Source organism: Pelagimonas varians, from assembly GCF_003208435.1.
GTDB lineage: Bacteria > Pseudomonadota > Alphaproteobacteria > Rhodobacterales > Rhodobacteraceae > Pelagimonas > Pelagimonas varians.
Map to the genome: position 1 here is coordinate 217,448 of NZ_QKMF01000004.1, position 13,877 is coordinate 231,324.

General features: G+C 58.2%; 13 protein-coding genes, 1 other RNA gene and 1 riboswitch. Of the genes, 1 reads left to right on the top strand and 13 read right to left on the bottom strand.

Annotation, left to right across the window (positions count from 1 at the left end):
* Positions 1 to 52: 52 nt before the first annotated feature.
* The 8 genes from ssrA to cbiT all read right to left on the bottom strand — a co-directional run bounded on the left by ssrA (position 53) and on the right by cbiT (position 6,666).
* Positions 53 to 403: a transfer-messenger RNA gene (ssrA, locus tag C8N36_RS07140) on the bottom strand.
* 36 nt (positions 404 to 439) lie between these two features.
* A complete protein-coding gene (gene cobF, locus C8N36_RS07145; protein WP_097803946.1) occupies positions 440 to 1,195 on the bottom strand; it encodes a precorrin-6A synthase (deacetylating) in 756 nt (251 codons plus the stop codon).
* A gap of 70 nt (positions 1,196 to 1,265) precedes the next feature.
* Positions 1,266 to 1,934, bottom strand: coding sequence for an energy-coupling factor ABC transporter permease (locus C8N36_RS07150; RefSeq protein WP_097803945.1), 669 nt, complete (start codon positions 1,932 to 1,934; stop codon positions 1,266 to 1,268).
* Positions 1,935 to 2,019: 85 nt separating this feature from the next.
* Positions 2,020 to 2,238: riboswitch (cobalamin riboswitch) on the bottom strand.
* 19 nt (positions 2,239 to 2,257) lie between these two features.
* Entirely contained in the window at positions 2,258 to 2,983 is a 726-nt protein-coding gene (cobA, locus tag C8N36_RS07155; protein WP_097803944.1) for a uroporphyrinogen-III C-methyltransferase, read from the bottom strand.
* On the bottom strand, positions 2,980 to 4,305 hold the full coding sequence (locus C8N36_RS07160; protein WP_245910746.1) for a cobyrinic acid a,c-diamide synthase CobB: 1,326 nt from the start codon (positions 4,303 to 4,305) through the stop codon (positions 2,980 to 2,982). Before C8N36_RS07160 ends, cobA begins: the two co-directional genes overlap by 4 nt.
* Positions 4,302 to 5,087: a precorrin-4 C(11)-methyltransferase gene (cobM, locus tag C8N36_RS07165; protein WP_097803943.1), complete on the bottom strand. Its 786-nt coding sequence runs from the start codon at positions 5,085 to 5,087 to the stop codon at positions 4,302 to 4,304. Before cobM ends, C8N36_RS07160 begins: the two co-directional genes overlap by 4 nt.
* Entirely contained in the window at positions 5,084 to 5,470 is a 387-nt protein-coding gene (locus C8N36_RS07170) for a cobalamin biosynthesis protein (protein ID WP_097803942.1), read from the bottom strand. Before C8N36_RS07170 ends, cobM begins: the two co-directional genes overlap by 4 nt.
* Positions 5,467 to 6,666, bottom strand: coding sequence for a precorrin-6Y C5,15-methyltransferase (decarboxylating) subunit CbiT (gene cbiT / locus C8N36_RS07175; protein ID WP_097803941.1), 1,200 nt, complete (start codon positions 6,664 to 6,666; stop codon positions 5,467 to 5,469). Before cbiT ends, C8N36_RS07170 begins: the two co-directional genes overlap by 4 nt.
* Between cbiT and C8N36_RS07180 the strand changes: the two genes are divergently transcribed.
* Positions 6,665 to 7,414 carry a cobalt-precorrin-6A reductase gene (locus C8N36_RS07180; RefSeq protein ID WP_097803940.1) on the top strand — a complete coding sequence of 250 codons (750 nt, stop codon included), beginning with the start codon at positions 6,665 to 6,667 and terminating at the stop codon, positions 7,412 to 7,414. The two genes, cbiT and C8N36_RS07180, sit on opposite strands and share 2 nt — an antisense overlap.
* Here the strand turns inward: C8N36_RS07180 and cobJ are convergent.
* From cobJ to cobN, 5 genes are read right to left on the bottom strand one after another with little or no spacing between them, the layout of a single operon-like run.
* Positions 7,390 to 8,127: a precorrin-3B C(17)-methyltransferase gene (gene cobJ / locus C8N36_RS07185; protein WP_097803939.1), complete on the bottom strand. Its 738-nt coding sequence runs from the start codon at positions 8,125 to 8,127 to the stop codon at positions 7,390 to 7,392. The genes C8N36_RS07180 and cobJ overlap by 25 nt on opposite strands.
* A complete protein-coding gene (locus C8N36_RS07190) occupies positions 8,124 to 8,840 on the bottom strand; it encodes a precorrin-2 C(20)-methyltransferase (RefSeq protein ID WP_097803938.1) in 717 nt (238 codons plus the stop codon). Before C8N36_RS07190 ends, cobJ begins: the two co-directional genes overlap by 4 nt.
* A 2-nt stretch (positions 8,841 to 8,842) precedes the next feature.
* A complete protein-coding gene (locus C8N36_RS07195; RefSeq protein WP_097803937.1) occupies positions 8,843 to 9,472 on the bottom strand; it encodes a precorrin-8X methylmutase in 630 nt (209 codons plus the stop codon).
* Positions 9,473 to 10,630: a precorrin-3B synthase gene (cobG, locus tag C8N36_RS07200; protein ID WP_097803936.1), complete on the bottom strand. Its 1,158-nt coding sequence runs from the start codon at positions 10,628 to 10,630 to the stop codon at positions 9,473 to 9,475.
* Positions 10,627 to 13,872 carry a cobaltochelatase subunit CobN gene (gene cobN / locus C8N36_RS07205; RefSeq protein WP_097803935.1) on the bottom strand — a complete coding sequence of 1,082 codons (3,246 nt, stop codon included), beginning with the start codon at positions 13,870 to 13,872 and terminating at the stop codon, positions 10,627 to 10,629. The genes cobG and cobN overlap by 4 nt, the downstream gene beginning before the upstream one ends.
* Positions 13,873 to 13,877 lie beyond the last annotated feature (5 nt).

Sequence of the window (13,877 nt, forward strand, 5' to 3'; positions counted from 1 at the left end):
TCGCACGGTGGCAGTTAAGACATGCTGAAAGCTGAACGCGAATTGTTTGAAAAGCGCAGGTTTCTGTTGCCAGGTACCTGCAAACCCCGCCTTACGCTGCTAGGCGCAAGGGCTTAATTTTCGGTTTTCCGAACAGCTTACGCTGCGAGGGCTACCGGAGCACGATTGTCATTTGCAATTGTACAGTTTTCGCCGATAACGGTGGCAGACAGCCGAAACAAAGCTAACCTCTTTAGACGTTCGTCGATCCTATTTCGTCCCCAAGATCCCCAAATGAGAGATATATGGTGGAGACGCCGGGTACCGCCCCCGGGTCCGATCCGCTTATTACAAGCGCGTTTATGTTCATAGTTCCCGAAGGAACAAGAGGAATATAGGGGCGATTGGACGGAATGCAAAGGGGGGACGTGATGATTTTTCCTCTTTGGCATTTCAGGGCTTAAGGGCGCTTTCGGATAAGATAGACATCCATGATCCAGCCATGGTCTGCGCGGGCAGCGGCGCGGGTGTCGATGATTTGGGCCGCCACGTCGGACAAACGGCCTGCGATGCGGATCTCTTCGGGCATACCTGCGAAGGCGCTCCACCAAATATCATAATGCTGCCCGTCCAAGACTTCAAAAGCACCGCCTGCATCCAGCATGACCACCAGCGTTTCGGCCCCGTCCGGCCAGCCAAAATCGCGCAACCGGCGTCCTGTGGTGATCGTGAACGGCGCTCCGAGACCATTTACGGGGATGACATGGCCTGCGGTCAGCGCCTGAACCGAGGTGATGCCGGGGATAACTGTAATCTGCAGGGGCAATTTCCGCGCAACGCGCTCTGCGATCCGCAATGTGCTGTCATAAAGGGACGGATCACCCCAAACCAAAAACGCCACACGGCCAGATGGTCCGGCCTGAGCCGTGATGTTTTCAGCCCAAACATCGGCGATTGCGTCGTGCCAGTCCTCGACCCGTTTCAGATAATCAGGCGTCGACCGGTCGCGCACAGGCAGGTCAAATTCGTGCTGACGCGGGCCACCATCAGACAATACATCGCGGCAAATGGCGCGGCGGAGTTCGGCGAGATCGTCTTTGCCGGTGCCCTTGCGCGGGATCAAAATCAAATCCGCGCTATTCAACACCTCGATTGCCTCAAGCGTCAGGTGTTTGGGATTGCCAGCCCCGACGCCGACCAAAAGCAGTTCGATCATGTATGCCTCCCTGAAACGAAACACGGCCCCGCAAAAATGGGGGCCGTGCGATTTAGACTGGTTCGTTGGATCAGGCGTTGTAAACGCGCGATGCCAAGATACCGGATGCTTTGATGTCGCGGATCGATTTGGCACCGGCAAGGCAGGCCAGATCAATCAGAGGCTCAATCAGGATAACCATCATGTAAGCCGCGCCAAAGGACATGACCGAAGACATTGCGCCAAAGCCCTGACCGTAGAACGCCCAGAACGCAACCCAAGCAACGACACCACCTTGAAAAGCCGTCGAAAGGGCAAGGGTCTGTTTGTAGCTCAGGTCAACATAGGCAGTGCCCGGTGTGATGATACGCTTGGCCAAAGCCGACATTGCCATCAGCGGAACCAGCAGTGTGGTGACGTTGACGAAATACATCGGCAGATCTGTAGGGGCAAAGAACATGCCCTGAAGAAGCAGACCGATGGCCAAGCCGAATGCGGCAGGCGCAGCGCCCAGCATCAAAAAGAGGGTCGAGCCTAGGATGAAGTGAACCTCAGAGACGCCAACCGGAAAATGCGGCAGGATCTGAAAGAATGAAAAAGTCGCAACGGTGGCAATGGCTGTCCGTGCTGCCATTTTTGAAACACCGGATTCGCGAACAGTGTCGATCGCCATTTTGGTGGCCACACCGCCAGCAGCAGCTGCGGTTGCATAGCTCAGGCCGATTTTTGCGGCGTCAACGATACCTGGTTCTACGTGCATAATTTTGTCTCCCTACCGTCTCACCCGACGGCGTTTCCTGTATAGGTGCCCCCGTTTTTCGGGGCCCCGGGTTGTCATTCAGGATGCATGGGCATCCCCGGCGGCAGGTCTCCTGACTTGCGGGTCATGGCTTGTCCGGGCCTTCCCACCCCATCGTGGGGCAGTGGCATTGTCCGGCCAAGCTCACCGCTTACAGTTGCGGGGGCAGTCTCGGATTAGGCGCCTGATGGCTACACCTTACCGTGTTCCCTTTTCATCCCCTTGGTCCGATGACCGTTGAGGAACCGTCGTCTTAAAGGCTTGTCATGCGATTGCGTTTCTTGTCAAGCATCTGGTTGCGCTAGCGGTCCATAAAGGATCAACGCAGGGGCAGGGCTGGGGTGGCCTGCCAAATCGCGCGCCAATTCTTCCACCGTATGAAAACTAATGCTTTGTTCTGGTCGCGACACCGCTTCGGCCAACATTGCACGGGTGGTGCCAGGCAACCCTGCGGCGATCAGCATATCCGCCATTTTGGCAAAGGTCCTGCGGCCCATATAAACAACGGTCGTCACGGTGTCGTCGGCCAAGGCAGCCATGTTCAAATCTTCGGGCAAGGCACCTGTGACGTCGTGGCCAGTGACAAATTGCACCCGCCGTGCCGTCAACCGCCGCGTCAGGGGAATTCCTGCCGCCGCAGCCGCCGCCGAGGCCGAGGTGATGCCGGGGATGATTTCGTATTTGATGCCAGCCTCGCGCAGGGCGATCAGCTCTTCTTCCAGTCGTCCGAATACACCGGCGTCTCCGGACTTGAGCCGCACGATACGGCCACCGGCCTGTGCGTATTCCACCAGCAGTTTGCTGACGTGCTCTTGTTTGGGCGACGGCCGGCCCGCGCGTTTGCCAACGCCGATCATATCCGCACCGGCGCGGGCATGGGCCAAAATTGGTCCCGAGCTGAGATCGTCGAACAACACTGCATCGGCGTTTTGTAACCGGTTAACCGCCTTGATAGTCAAAAGCTCGGGGTCACCCGGACCAGAGGAAACGAAGCTGACAAAACCGGTCATGTTGTGGCCTTTGTAATCAAGTGAAAGAAGGTCCCGCTGGCGAAACCGCGCAACGACCCTGTTTCAGGCACTTCTGTTCCGGTTGCATCGGTGACGCAAGCCAAAGGCGCATCGGGTTGGTCCAAAATCGTCGAATAATGGAACTCATGCCCACGCAACCGGCTTTGAGGGGCGAAACCGGGCAACCCGTGGGTCAAGGTTGCCTGCCGATACCCCAAATGCATTTTTCGTTTTGCGTATGAGGTGACAAGACCCAAAAGACCGGCCATCTCATGGCGCGTGCCATCTTTGTCGATCAAAGCCGCGCCCATGGCCATATAGCCACCGCATTCGCCATGCACAGGCCGGGTTTGGGCAAAATGCTGCAAACCGCTGCGAAAATTGGCTGCCGCCGCGATTTTGCCCGCATGAAGTTCGGGATAGCCGCCGGGAAGCCAGCAGATATCGGCGCTTGGATCCGGTGCCTGATCCGCCAATGGGGAAAAAGGCAAAATCTCGGCACCTGCTGCCCGCCATCCCGCCAAAAGATGCGGATAGACAAAGGAAAATGCATCATCTTGGGCCAAGGCAATGCGTTGACCGGGCGGAGTGATTTGGGCCGGTGTGCCCGTGATCGGTTTGCAGGGCCGTGCGGCGGCGCGAAGGCGGTCCATATCGACATGCTGACTGACGAATTTCGCCGCCTCTGACAAAATATCATCAAGCGCGTCATGTTCTTGGGCTTGCACCAAACCCAAATGCCGTTCGGGCATTTCTATGGATTTGACGCGGGGCAAGGAGCCAAAAACCTCGATCCCCATGGCTTCCATACCTACACGGGTCAAGGCTTCGTGGCGCGGCGAGGCCACCCGGTTCAATACCACACCCGCCAGTTTGACGTTCGGGTTGTAGCTGGCAAAGCCCTTGGCAGTAGCGGCCGCCGATTGGGCCTGACCAGACACGTCGATCACCAAAACCACAGGCCAGCCAGTCAACTCGGAAACATCCGCGCTGGCCCCATTTCCAGTCTCTCCGGTAACGGCAACACCGTCGAACAGGCCCATCGACCCTTCGGCCAACACCAGATCGGCACCGCGCGCGGCACTGATCTGTGCGGCAAGCATGCCGCGCGACATCGCCCAGCTGTCGAGATTGACCGAAGGCCGGCCTGACGCGGCGCGATGAAATGCCGGATCAATGTAGTCAGGACCACTTTTGAACGGCTGAACGGCCAAACCTTGTTCGGTGAATGCCTTGAGAAGGCCCAGCATCAAAGTGGTTTTACCTGTGCCTGAGGCCGGAGCCGAAATCACCAATCCGGGTGTGTTCATATGGGCAGTCATTCTGCATCCTCCGGGAAACGAGGGTTGGTGCCGACGGGGCGATACCGGCGGTCATAGTCTCCCGCATAGAGACAGCTTTCGTCGAAATCTTCGGCACCTAAAGCGCGGCCAACAATGATCAAAGCGGTGCGCCCACGTTCGCCGCCTGTAGCCTCTTCGAGTGTTTCCAAAGTGGCTTTGACAATGCGCTGGTCGGGCCAAGTGGCGCGCCAGACCACGGCGACGGGGCAATCCGCTCCGTAATAGGGCGTGAGCCGTTTGATGACATCTTCGAGCACGTGAACCGACAAATGGATCGCCAGTGTCGCACCGGTTTTGCCAAAATTTTCAAGCGTTTCAGTATCCGGCATAGACGACGCGCGCCCGGATGTGCGGGTCAATACCAGCGACTGTGCGACACCGGGAAGGGTGAATTCGGCCCCAAGCGCTGCCGACGCCGCTGCAAAGGCCGGAACCCCCGGTGTGACATCATAGGGGATATCCAATGCTCGCAATCTCCGGGTTTGCTCTCCCAATGCTGACCAAACCGACAGATCGCCAGAATGCAGCCGCGCTACATCTTGGCCTGCGTCATGGGCGGTTTTGATCTCGGCGATAATGTCGTCCAGCGACATGGGGGCGGTGTTGATGATCCGTGCGCCGCCTGGGCAATGCTGAAGCAGGGCTTCTGGCACCAACGATCCGGCATACAAACACACCGGACAAGCGGCGATCAAATCGCGGCCGCGCAATGTGATCAAATCGGCCGCACCGGGGCCTGCACCTATGAAATGAACGGTCATGTTTGTGATCCTTTCCGAGCGGCAAAATGAGGGGCCTGCGCCAGGGCTGCGGTTGCCATTCCGCAGGGTGATTTTACACGTGGTCCCAACAGGTTCGCATGTGGACCCGCAGCGGCTAGTGCCGCCGCTTCGGACACGGAGCCTGTGCCAAACTGCGCTTGTTGGCGGGCGGATTGTGTCAGCGTTGTCTGTTGCGCCAGATCGTCCGCCTCTATGAACAAAAGCGGCAGGGTCAAATGACGGGCAAGTTCGCTAATCACTTGAGCTTTGGACTTATGGGCCGAGGTGGCCAATGCGTCGGCAGTGCCCCCAACCGCATGATAGGCGGCCAGTAAGGCGTTCATATCCGCACCCGTCCGAAAACCAATTCCTGCAACCTTCATCGAACCGTGCTCCATTGAATGACAGGCCGCGCACGGGTCCAACCGCGCATCCGGCCCAATGGCGCGGCTTCGGCCAGTTCAACGCGCAACAATTGCCCGCCAGTTTCAGCATGCCAATTCATCAGCAAGGATTCTGTTTCCAAGGTCACCGCGTTTGCCACAATCCGCGTGCCGGTTTCCACTGTATCCCAAAGCTGTTGCAGCAAAGCTTGGGTCGCGCCGCCGCCAATAAACACGACATCAGGCGACGAATGCCCTGCCACGGTGTCCAGAGCATTGCCTTCGACCACGGTCAGCCGATGGCTGAGACCAAAACGATCTGCGTTGGTCCGGATGTTCACAGCACGATCCGCGCGCGTTTCAAAGGTGATGGCGCGGCTGCCTCGGGCGCTCAACAGCCATTCAATGGAAATCGACCCGGATCCGGCCCCAATGTCCCAGAGGGTTTCATTGGGGCGCGGGGCCAAAGCCGAAAGGGTCAGGGCACGTACAGGCCGTTTGGTAATTTGCCCGTCCGATGCGAAAAGGTCGTCGTCCAGCCCGCTGGCGCGCGGCAAAGCCTGTCCGCCGATGGGCAAAATTGCCACGGCAACAGGGGCGGATACACCCGTTAAGTTGAATGATTGTGCCAAACAGTGGTGCCGTTTCTTACGTGGCCCGCCCAAAGATTCCACAACGGTCAGTTGCGAAGCGCCAAATCCGTTTTGAACCAGCCACGCGGCCAATTCGGCCGGAGCATCGCCGTCGCGTACGGTGCAAATCACCGGAACATTGGGGGCCAAGAGCGGGATCAACCGTTCATAGGGGGCGGCATGCAGGCCAAGGCACAGGGTATCTTCCAACCGCCATCCCATCTGCGCCGCCACAAGTGAAAACACGGATGGCGCGGGATGGCAGACCCATTCGCCGGGTTGCACATGCGCGCTGAGTGATCCGCCGGCACCAAACCAAAACGGGTTGCCCGATGCCAGAACGGCAACCTTGCGCCCGCGGTGTTGCAACACTGGACCGAGCGAGAACGGCACCGTCCAAGGTTGACCTTTGTTGCCGACCTCGGCCAGTTCCAAATGTCGTGGCCCGCCAAAGACGATTTCTGCGGCATTCAGCGCTGATCTGCTTGCAGCGGACAGCCCGTTCAGGCCATCTTCGCCGATACCGATGATGGTCAGCCACGGATTGGTCGAAGGATTAGACATGACACGCACATTGGTTCTGGGCGGCACCACCGAGGCCAGCAGTTTGGCCCGCGCTTTGGCGAATTGCGGCGCTGATGCAGTGTTTTCCTATGCGGGCCGCACCAATGCGCCCGCTGCGCAACCCTTGCCGACACGGGTTGGCGGGTTTGGCGGTGTCCAAGGGCTGGTGCAGTATTTGCAACGTGACTCCATCAGCCACGTCGTTGACGCCACGCACCCCTTTGCCGCACAGATGAGTGCAAATGCCGTTGAAGCTTGTGCGCAAGCGGATGTCGCGCTGTGCGCATTTGAGCGGCCGCCGTGGCAGGCCCAGCAGGGGGATGTCTGGCAAAAGGTGCCGGATTTGCATGCGGCGGTTGAGGCTTTGCCGCAAACCCCTGAACGGGTGTTTTTGGCCATCGGCAAACAAAACCTTGCGCTGTTTACCAAAGCTTCCCAGCACCACTATTTGTTGCGTCTGGTTGATACGCCGGACGCACCGTTGCCTTTGCCCAACGTCACTGCGGTGATTGCGCGTGGACCATTTACAACAGCGGGCGACAGGGCGTTGCTGTCCGAGCAGAAAATCGATGTTATCATTGCCAAAAACGCCGGAGGACACGGTGCGCAGGCCAAGCTGGACGCGGCGCGGGAACTGGGCATTCCGGTGATCTTGGTCGATCGTCCTTTGGTCCCTTCGCGCGTGATATTGGGCGATTTGGGGCAGGTGATGGCGTGGCTTGGTCATTCAACCCGCCTTGGAGTGTAAACAAATTCGCCAATCTTGCGCGTGTCTTTGTTTCCCACGATCACCACAGTTCGCATGTCCGCCATATCGGCGGTGGCGTTCCCAAGGGTGACGGTGGTCAGTGTTTGCCCCGGTTTCGTCACGTCTTTTGCGAATGAAATCAGGGTATCTACGCCGCACTCCTCACGTAAAATTTCCAAAGCGCGCCCAAATTGATGCGGCCGCGATTTGGATCGTGGATTGTAAAAGGCCATGGCAAATCCCGCCTGACCGGCAAGACGTAACCGCGTTTCGATCAAATCCCAAGGCTTGAGATTGTCGCTTAGATTGATTGCGCAAAAATCATGCCCCAAAGGGGCACCAAGGCGGGCTGCTGCCGCCAGCATTGCCGTGATACCCGGCAAAATCCGGATATCCAAAGCCAACCATTCGGGCGAACCTGCCTCAAGCGCTTCGAACAAGGCAGACGCCATGGCAAATACGCCCGGATCGCCAGAAGACACCACAACAACCCGTTTCCCTTGCGCCGCCATGTCCAGCGCATGCGCGGCGCGTTCCAGTTCAACGCGATTGTCGGTTTCGTGCAGGGTCAATCCTTCGCGTGGATTGATGCGGCGCACATAGGGAATATAACCAACGATATCAGTGGCCTGTTCCAGCGCATCATGCACTTCGGATGTAATCATCCCATCGTCGCCGGGGCCCAGTCCGGCAACTACAACCCAACCTCTCATGGTCTGCGGCCCTGACCATGAACCACCGCGATGGTGAAATAAGGCCAATCGCCAGTGGCTTCGCTTAGCCGTTGAACGCGTTGACCCTCCATGGTCCCACGTTCGATCAACCATGCGTCCTCTAACCGGCCAGCCGTTTCCAAGGCGCGTTTCAGCTTTGGCAAGTTGCGGCCAATTTTCATAACGGCCAAAGCGTCGGTGTCGGCGGCACGGCGGCTCAGCTCTTCTTCGGGTAGGGTCGCCATCAAAACCGTCAAGACATCGTCGCCCCAAGTGATCGGCATGCCGGTCGCAGTCCAGCAGCCGGACATGCCGGTAATGCCGGGCACAACATCAACCGTCGCGCGACCTTGCAGGCGGGAATGCAGATGCATGAAAGATCCGTAAAAGAAAGGATCACCTTCACAAAGTACGATAACCTCTTGGGTTTGCGACAGTTCTGTCATGCGGTTCGCCCAGTCGTCGTAAAATTCGGACAGCAAGCGATTGTATTCGGGATCGCTGAAATGGATTTCGGTCGTGACCGGATATTCCATCGGATATTCGATCGCATCTTTTGAAATGATGCCATTGACGATTTTGCGCGCCTGACCACTGCGACCAGCTTTGCGAAAATAGGCCACATGCTGCGCGGAACGTATCATGCGGTCAGCTTTGACGCTCATCAACTCGGGGTCACCGGGGCCAAGCCCGACACAAATAACTTTGCCCATCGTCATTCCTTCCAGCTGGCCAGCGCGTTCACGGCTGCGACAGTGATCGCAGAGCCGCCAAGTCGCCCTTGGCATATCATCGACGGCACTGGCAGATCGGCCATCAACGCGTCCTTGGATTCTGCTGCGCCGACAAAACCGACAGGGCAACCTATAATCGCCGCAGGGCGCGGGCAATCGGGGTCCTCGAGCATATTGAGCAGATGAAACAGCGCCGTCGGGGCATTGCCTATTGCGACCAGCGCGCCGCCCAAATGCGGGCGCCAAAGTTCAAGCGCCGCAGCGGATCGTGTATTGCCCATTTGCTGTGCCATCTCTGGCACACGCGGATCTTTGAGGGTGCAGATGATCTGATTGCCTACTGGCAGGCGCGGGCGGGTGATGCCTTCTGACACCATGCGCACGTCGCATAAAATCGGTGCGCCATCCGCGAGAGCCTTGCGCGCGGCACTGGCCATACCAGCCGAAAATTGCACATGTTTTTCTAGGCCAACCATACCAAGCGCATGGATCATCCGCACCACAACCGGTTCTTCGTCGCGGTCAAAACTGGCCAATTCAGCTTCGCGCCGAATGGTGGCAAAACTTTCTTTGTAGATGGCGGCGCCATTCATTTCATATGTGTGCGGCATTCACGGGCTTTCGGACAAAAGAGGTTGGGCGAGGTCGGACAGAGTCAAACCGATTTTGGCGGGCTGATCGGCGGCGGTGCCGTTCCAGATCAGATCAAATTGGGTCGTGCTTGTCGCTGTCAGGGTCATTTTGGCAGGGGCCGGATGGGCGCATCCTTTGGCGCATCCCGATACATGCAAAATGCCGTGTTTGGGTAAGTTGAGCGCCATGGATCGAGCGATTTCCCGCGTTTGGCCGAGGGCTTGGGGGCATCCCGGTGCGCCTGTGCAGGCTGCGATGCGAAGCAATGGATTGTCAGCGTTCCGGATTAGACCAGACAGAACGGGGACAGGCGCATTGCCTTCGATCAATAGCATGCGCCAAGGTGTCAAACGCAGCGCCCCGAGCGTTGCCAGCTGGCCCAAAGTTTCAGCGCTGATTTGGCCGAACTCAAGGGCGATCATCGCACCAATTGGCGTGATTTGTGGTGCCGGATTATACGTGCTGGTTTGCACGGGTGTGCCTAAAAGCTCTGATGGCGGAACTGATCCGGCGGCCAGATGTGGGCGCATACGGCCACGGCCATTGGGTGCGCCGCCGCTGTCAACGAACCAATGCGCCAACCGCATTGCCACTGCAACGGCATCGTCCAAACTGACTTTGGCCGCAGTCACAGCTCCGTCAGCGCGGACCAAAATTGCGCCGTCTTTGCAGCGCTCGAACCGGATGTCCGCTGCGCAAGATTGCAAGGTGGGTTTGTCGCCACAATCAACACAAAACCCGAATTTCCCCGGCAGCTGTGGCGCATCGTCTCTGGCCAAAGCCTGTGCCAAATCTGTCGCCAACCGATGGCTGCTGTCGCCGGGCTGCCAAAACGGGGTGAGGGTGATGTTGCGACGGGCTTCCACTTCGACGTTGTTATCGATCAGCCCAAAAGCCCGCAGCCCCTCGATCAGAGCCAAATGATCTGTAGGAGCAACGCCGCGCAGCTGAAGATTGGCGCGGGCCGACAGGTCGATCAAACCATTGCCGTATTGGCGGGACAGTCCGGCGATCGCGCCGGCTTGCTGGGAAGTCAGGCGGCCCAAGGGCGCACGAATGCGCACGACAAGCCCGTCGCCAGACATCATTGGCCGCAACGCGCCGGGGCACCATCCTTTGATTTCCGGTGCGCTCATGCTTGATCCTCCAGAAGGGCGGTGATCGAATTGCGGCGGGTGGTCCACAGGCCCGCGTCTTGCAGTGCACGAAATCGGTCCCGCAAAGCCTGAAGGGCACCAGGATTTTCACGTTCCAAGAATTCAACAAGATCGTTTCTGCCCAAGGTGGCTTCGAAATACAGGTCAAACAAATGTGCCGGAACGACTTGGGCCAGATGTGCAAAGGCAGCCATGTGATCCAATGTGGCGCTGATTTCAGCGCCGCCGCGGAACCCGTGTGCCATCATGGATGTGACCCAATCGGGGTTGGCCGCGCGGGCGCGGGTCACGCGGGCGATTTCTTCGGTCAGATCGCGTGCGACGGGCGTATCGGGGCGGGTTGCGTCCATGTGATACAAGGACGGGGTATTTCCGCCCAAGCGCGCAACGGCGGCTGCAAATCCGGCTTCATGGGCGGCATAATCCGACGCCATCAACACATCGGTTTCCGGCAAGTCTTGCAAATGCACAAAGCTGTCAGCTGATTTCACCCGTTTTTCAAGGGCTTCTCGGGCGTAGGTAATGTTGCCTTTCGCGTCGATGGCATGGCTTGAGGCCTGAAGCCATGCTTCGCCTGCGGCTTGCCTTGCCTCTTCGGTATAGGTTTCCAACTGTGCGCCCATCGAAAGACCATACAAACCGGGGCGCGGCCCGAAAACGCGGGGCTGCGCAGACAGGTAAGGATTGTCCTCAGCGCTTTCTTCGCGGGCCGCAAGGGCCGCAGCGGCGCTTTCAAACATCTGCGCAAGGCCGGGAAACACATCACGAAACAGGCCGGACACCCGCAAGGTCACATCAATTCGCGGTCGGTTGAGCATTGCCAAGGGCACAACTTCAAAGCCGCCGACACGTTCTGATCCGTCGTCCCATTTGGGCGCAAGTCCGGCTAAATGCAGCGCCATGGCGAATTCTTCGCCGGCGGTGCGCATTGTGGCGGATCCCCAAAGATCTATGACCAATCCCTTTGGCCAATCGCCATTGTCTTGTAAGTGGCGGCGCAGCAATTCTTCGGCCAGTTTCACACCCTGGGCATGGGCAGATCGGGACGGTACGGCACGCGGATCGGTGGTGAAAAGGTTGCGGCCGGTGGGCAGCACATCTTCGCGGCCGCGATAGGGCGATCCGGACGGGCCGGGGGCAACCATGCGCCCGTTCAACGCGGCGGTTAGACCGGCTGTTTCGTGTGTCCCGTAGTCGCCGCGTCCAAAGACATGCAACCCGACAGTATACTGGCTTTCTTTGATATCACAGACAAAGGCATCAATCCGCGTGATCGCTTCGGCGGGGCTGGTTTCGTCGGTCAAACCCAAATCGGCCTCAACACCGGTGCCCTGCGCTTCGGCGCGAATATCAGTAACCAGACGGTCGCGGCGGGCAGGATCCAGCCCGTCTGCGGTTGAGTATTCGTCAAGCAAGCCTTCAAGGCGGCCCATGCCTTCGGGCAATTTGGTCAGCGCAAGTGGCGGAGGAATATGGCCGATTGTAACAGCAGAAATTCGGCGTTTGGCCTGCGCTGCTTCGCCGGGGTCGTTGACAATAAACGGGTAGATCACCGGCATGTCGCCGATCAAAACCTCGGGCCAGCAGGTGTTAGAAAGAGCGACTGATTTACCGGGCAGCCATTCCAGCGTGCCATGCGCACCGATGTGGACCAAGGCATCAGACTGGGTGCGCAACCACAAATAGAAGGCGACATAAGAATGACGCGGCGTACGGTCCAGGTCGTGGTAATCATCCACACGGCTGTCGACATTTCCGCGTTCCGGTTGCAACGCAATCAGGGCGTTTTGTGCACGAATTGCAGCAAAACACAGATCGCCACTGTCAAATAGCGGGTCTTCTTTCGGTGTTCCCCAAGCGGCGGCCAGATCATCTTGTAACTCTTCAGGCAGCGTTTTCAGCGCCTCTACATACTTGGCCACTGGCCAGCGCAGGCGGTGAAAGGCCAAAGTGCTGCCAAGGTTTTCGACAGGGTTCGCAGCGTGACCATCCCGTTTAAGATTTAGCAAAATCTCGTTGCACGATGCCAACGCATCAAGGCCTACCGCATGCGCCAATTGGTGGCTTTTGCCTGGATAGGTCGATAAAATCAAAGCCACCTGTTTGTCGGCAGCGGGCAGGGTGGCCAGACGATGCCAGCGCATGACCTTGTCTGCAACGGCATCAATCCGGCATTGATCAGCACGGTGTGCAAAGCGCGAATATTCCAAATCGGGGTCTTTGCGGCCGGGCTGCTTAAAACTTGCAACGCCAGAGAAAATACGTCCGTCTACTTCGGGCAATACGACATGCATTGCCAAATCCGCAGGTGACAAACCGCGATCCGCCAGCGCCCAATCCTTTTTGCGGGCGGTAGACAGGGCCACTTGAAACACCGGACATCCGGTTTCGCTGAGCGGAGACGCAGCCCCATTTGCCCCTTGGGCCGAAAAGGCTGTGGCATTGACGATGGCCGCAGGGGCCAGTTCGGTCAGTTGCTCGCGCAGCCATTTTGCTGCGGCGGGCGATTTCAGGCTGGGTGCAAAGACACCGCAGGCTGCAAATCCGCGGGCTTCAAGTGCTGTAATCAAAGCATCAATCGGCGAGGTGTCCGCAGATGTCAGATAGGACCGGTAAAAGCTCACCAAAGCCAAAGGTTTTCCGGTCACTGGCGGCGCTGGGATGACGCCGTTCTCGGGGTGATAGAACCCCATGTCCGGCATGGTTTTGTCGCCAGCAACCGGACCGCTATAGAGTCCGGCAGCAAGTGCCATTTGCGCCAAAGCCGCTTGCGCTGCCACCGCGCCGCCCGCATCACACAAGTGTTGCAACTGGCGCAGAGTGGACACCGGCAGGGTCGAAACTTCGTCAAGGCGGGCGTCGGTGCGGCCATCTGCAGGCAAGACAGCCAAGGCAATGCCGTTACGCCGCGCCAGATCTTGCAGTGTTGCCAGCCCATAGGGCCAATAGCTTTCGCCGCCAATCAAGCGCACCAAGATGCCTTTGGCACCATGTAACGTTTGCTCTGCATAGGTGTCGACTGACAAAGGGTGTTTCAAGGCAACGAGATTGGCCAACCGCAACGTGGGCAACCCGCCTTTGGAACGATGCCAGCCCGCCGCGAAAGCGCCCAAGTCACTGTCGGAAAAGGACAGTACCACAAGATCTGCGGGCGTTTGCCCCAGATCTTGTGGAGTATCAGATTCCTCTAGCCCGTGGCTTTCGCGAAAGACGACATGCATCGGTG

Coding starts and splice junctions, on each gene's coding strand:
- cobF (WP_097803946.1), bottom strand. CDS start 1,195: ATGATCGAACTGCTTTTGGTCGGCGTCGGGGCTGGCAATCCCAAACAC.
- C8N36_RS07150 (WP_097803945.1), bottom strand. CDS start 1,934: ATGCACGTAGAACCAGGTATCGTTGACGCCGCAAAAATCGGCCTGAGC.
- cobA (WP_097803944.1), bottom strand. CDS start 2,983: ATGACCGGTTTTGTCAGCTTCGTTTCCTCTGGTCCGGGTGACCCCGAG.
- C8N36_RS07160 (WP_245910746.1), bottom strand. CDS start 4,305: ATGACTGCCCATATGAACACACCCGGATTGGTGATTTCGGCTCCGGCC.
- cobM (WP_097803943.1), bottom strand. CDS start 5,087: ATGACCGTTCATTTCATAGGTGCAGGCCCCGGTGCGGCCGATTTGATC.
- C8N36_RS07170 (WP_097803942.1), bottom strand. CDS start 5,470: ATGAAGGTTGCAGGAATTGGTTTTCGGACGGGTGCGGATATGAACGCC.
- C8N36_RS07180 (WP_097803940.1), top strand. CDS start 6,665: ATGACACGCACATTGGTTCTGGGCGGCACCACCGAGGCCAGCAGTTTG.
- cbiT (WP_097803941.1), bottom strand. CDS start 6,666: ATGTCTAATCCTTCGACCAATCCGTGGCTGACCATCATCGGTATCGGC.
- cobJ (WP_097803939.1), bottom strand. CDS start 8,127: ATGAGAGGTTGGGTTGTAGTTGCCGGACTGGGCCCCGGCGACGATGGG.
- C8N36_RS07190 (WP_097803938.1), bottom strand. CDS start 8,840: ATGGGCAAAGTTATTTGTGTCGGGCTTGGCCCCGGTGACCCCGAGTTG.
- C8N36_RS07195 (WP_097803937.1), bottom strand. CDS start 9,472: ATGCCGCACACATATGAAATGAATGGCGCCGCCATCTACAAAGAAAGT.
- cobG (WP_097803936.1), bottom strand. CDS start 10,630: ATGAGCGCACCGGAAATCAAAGGATGGTGCCCCGGCGCGTTGCGGCCA.
- cobN (WP_097803935.1), bottom strand. CDS start 13,872: ATGCATGTCGTCTTTCGCGAAAGCCACGGGCTAGAGGAATCTGATACT.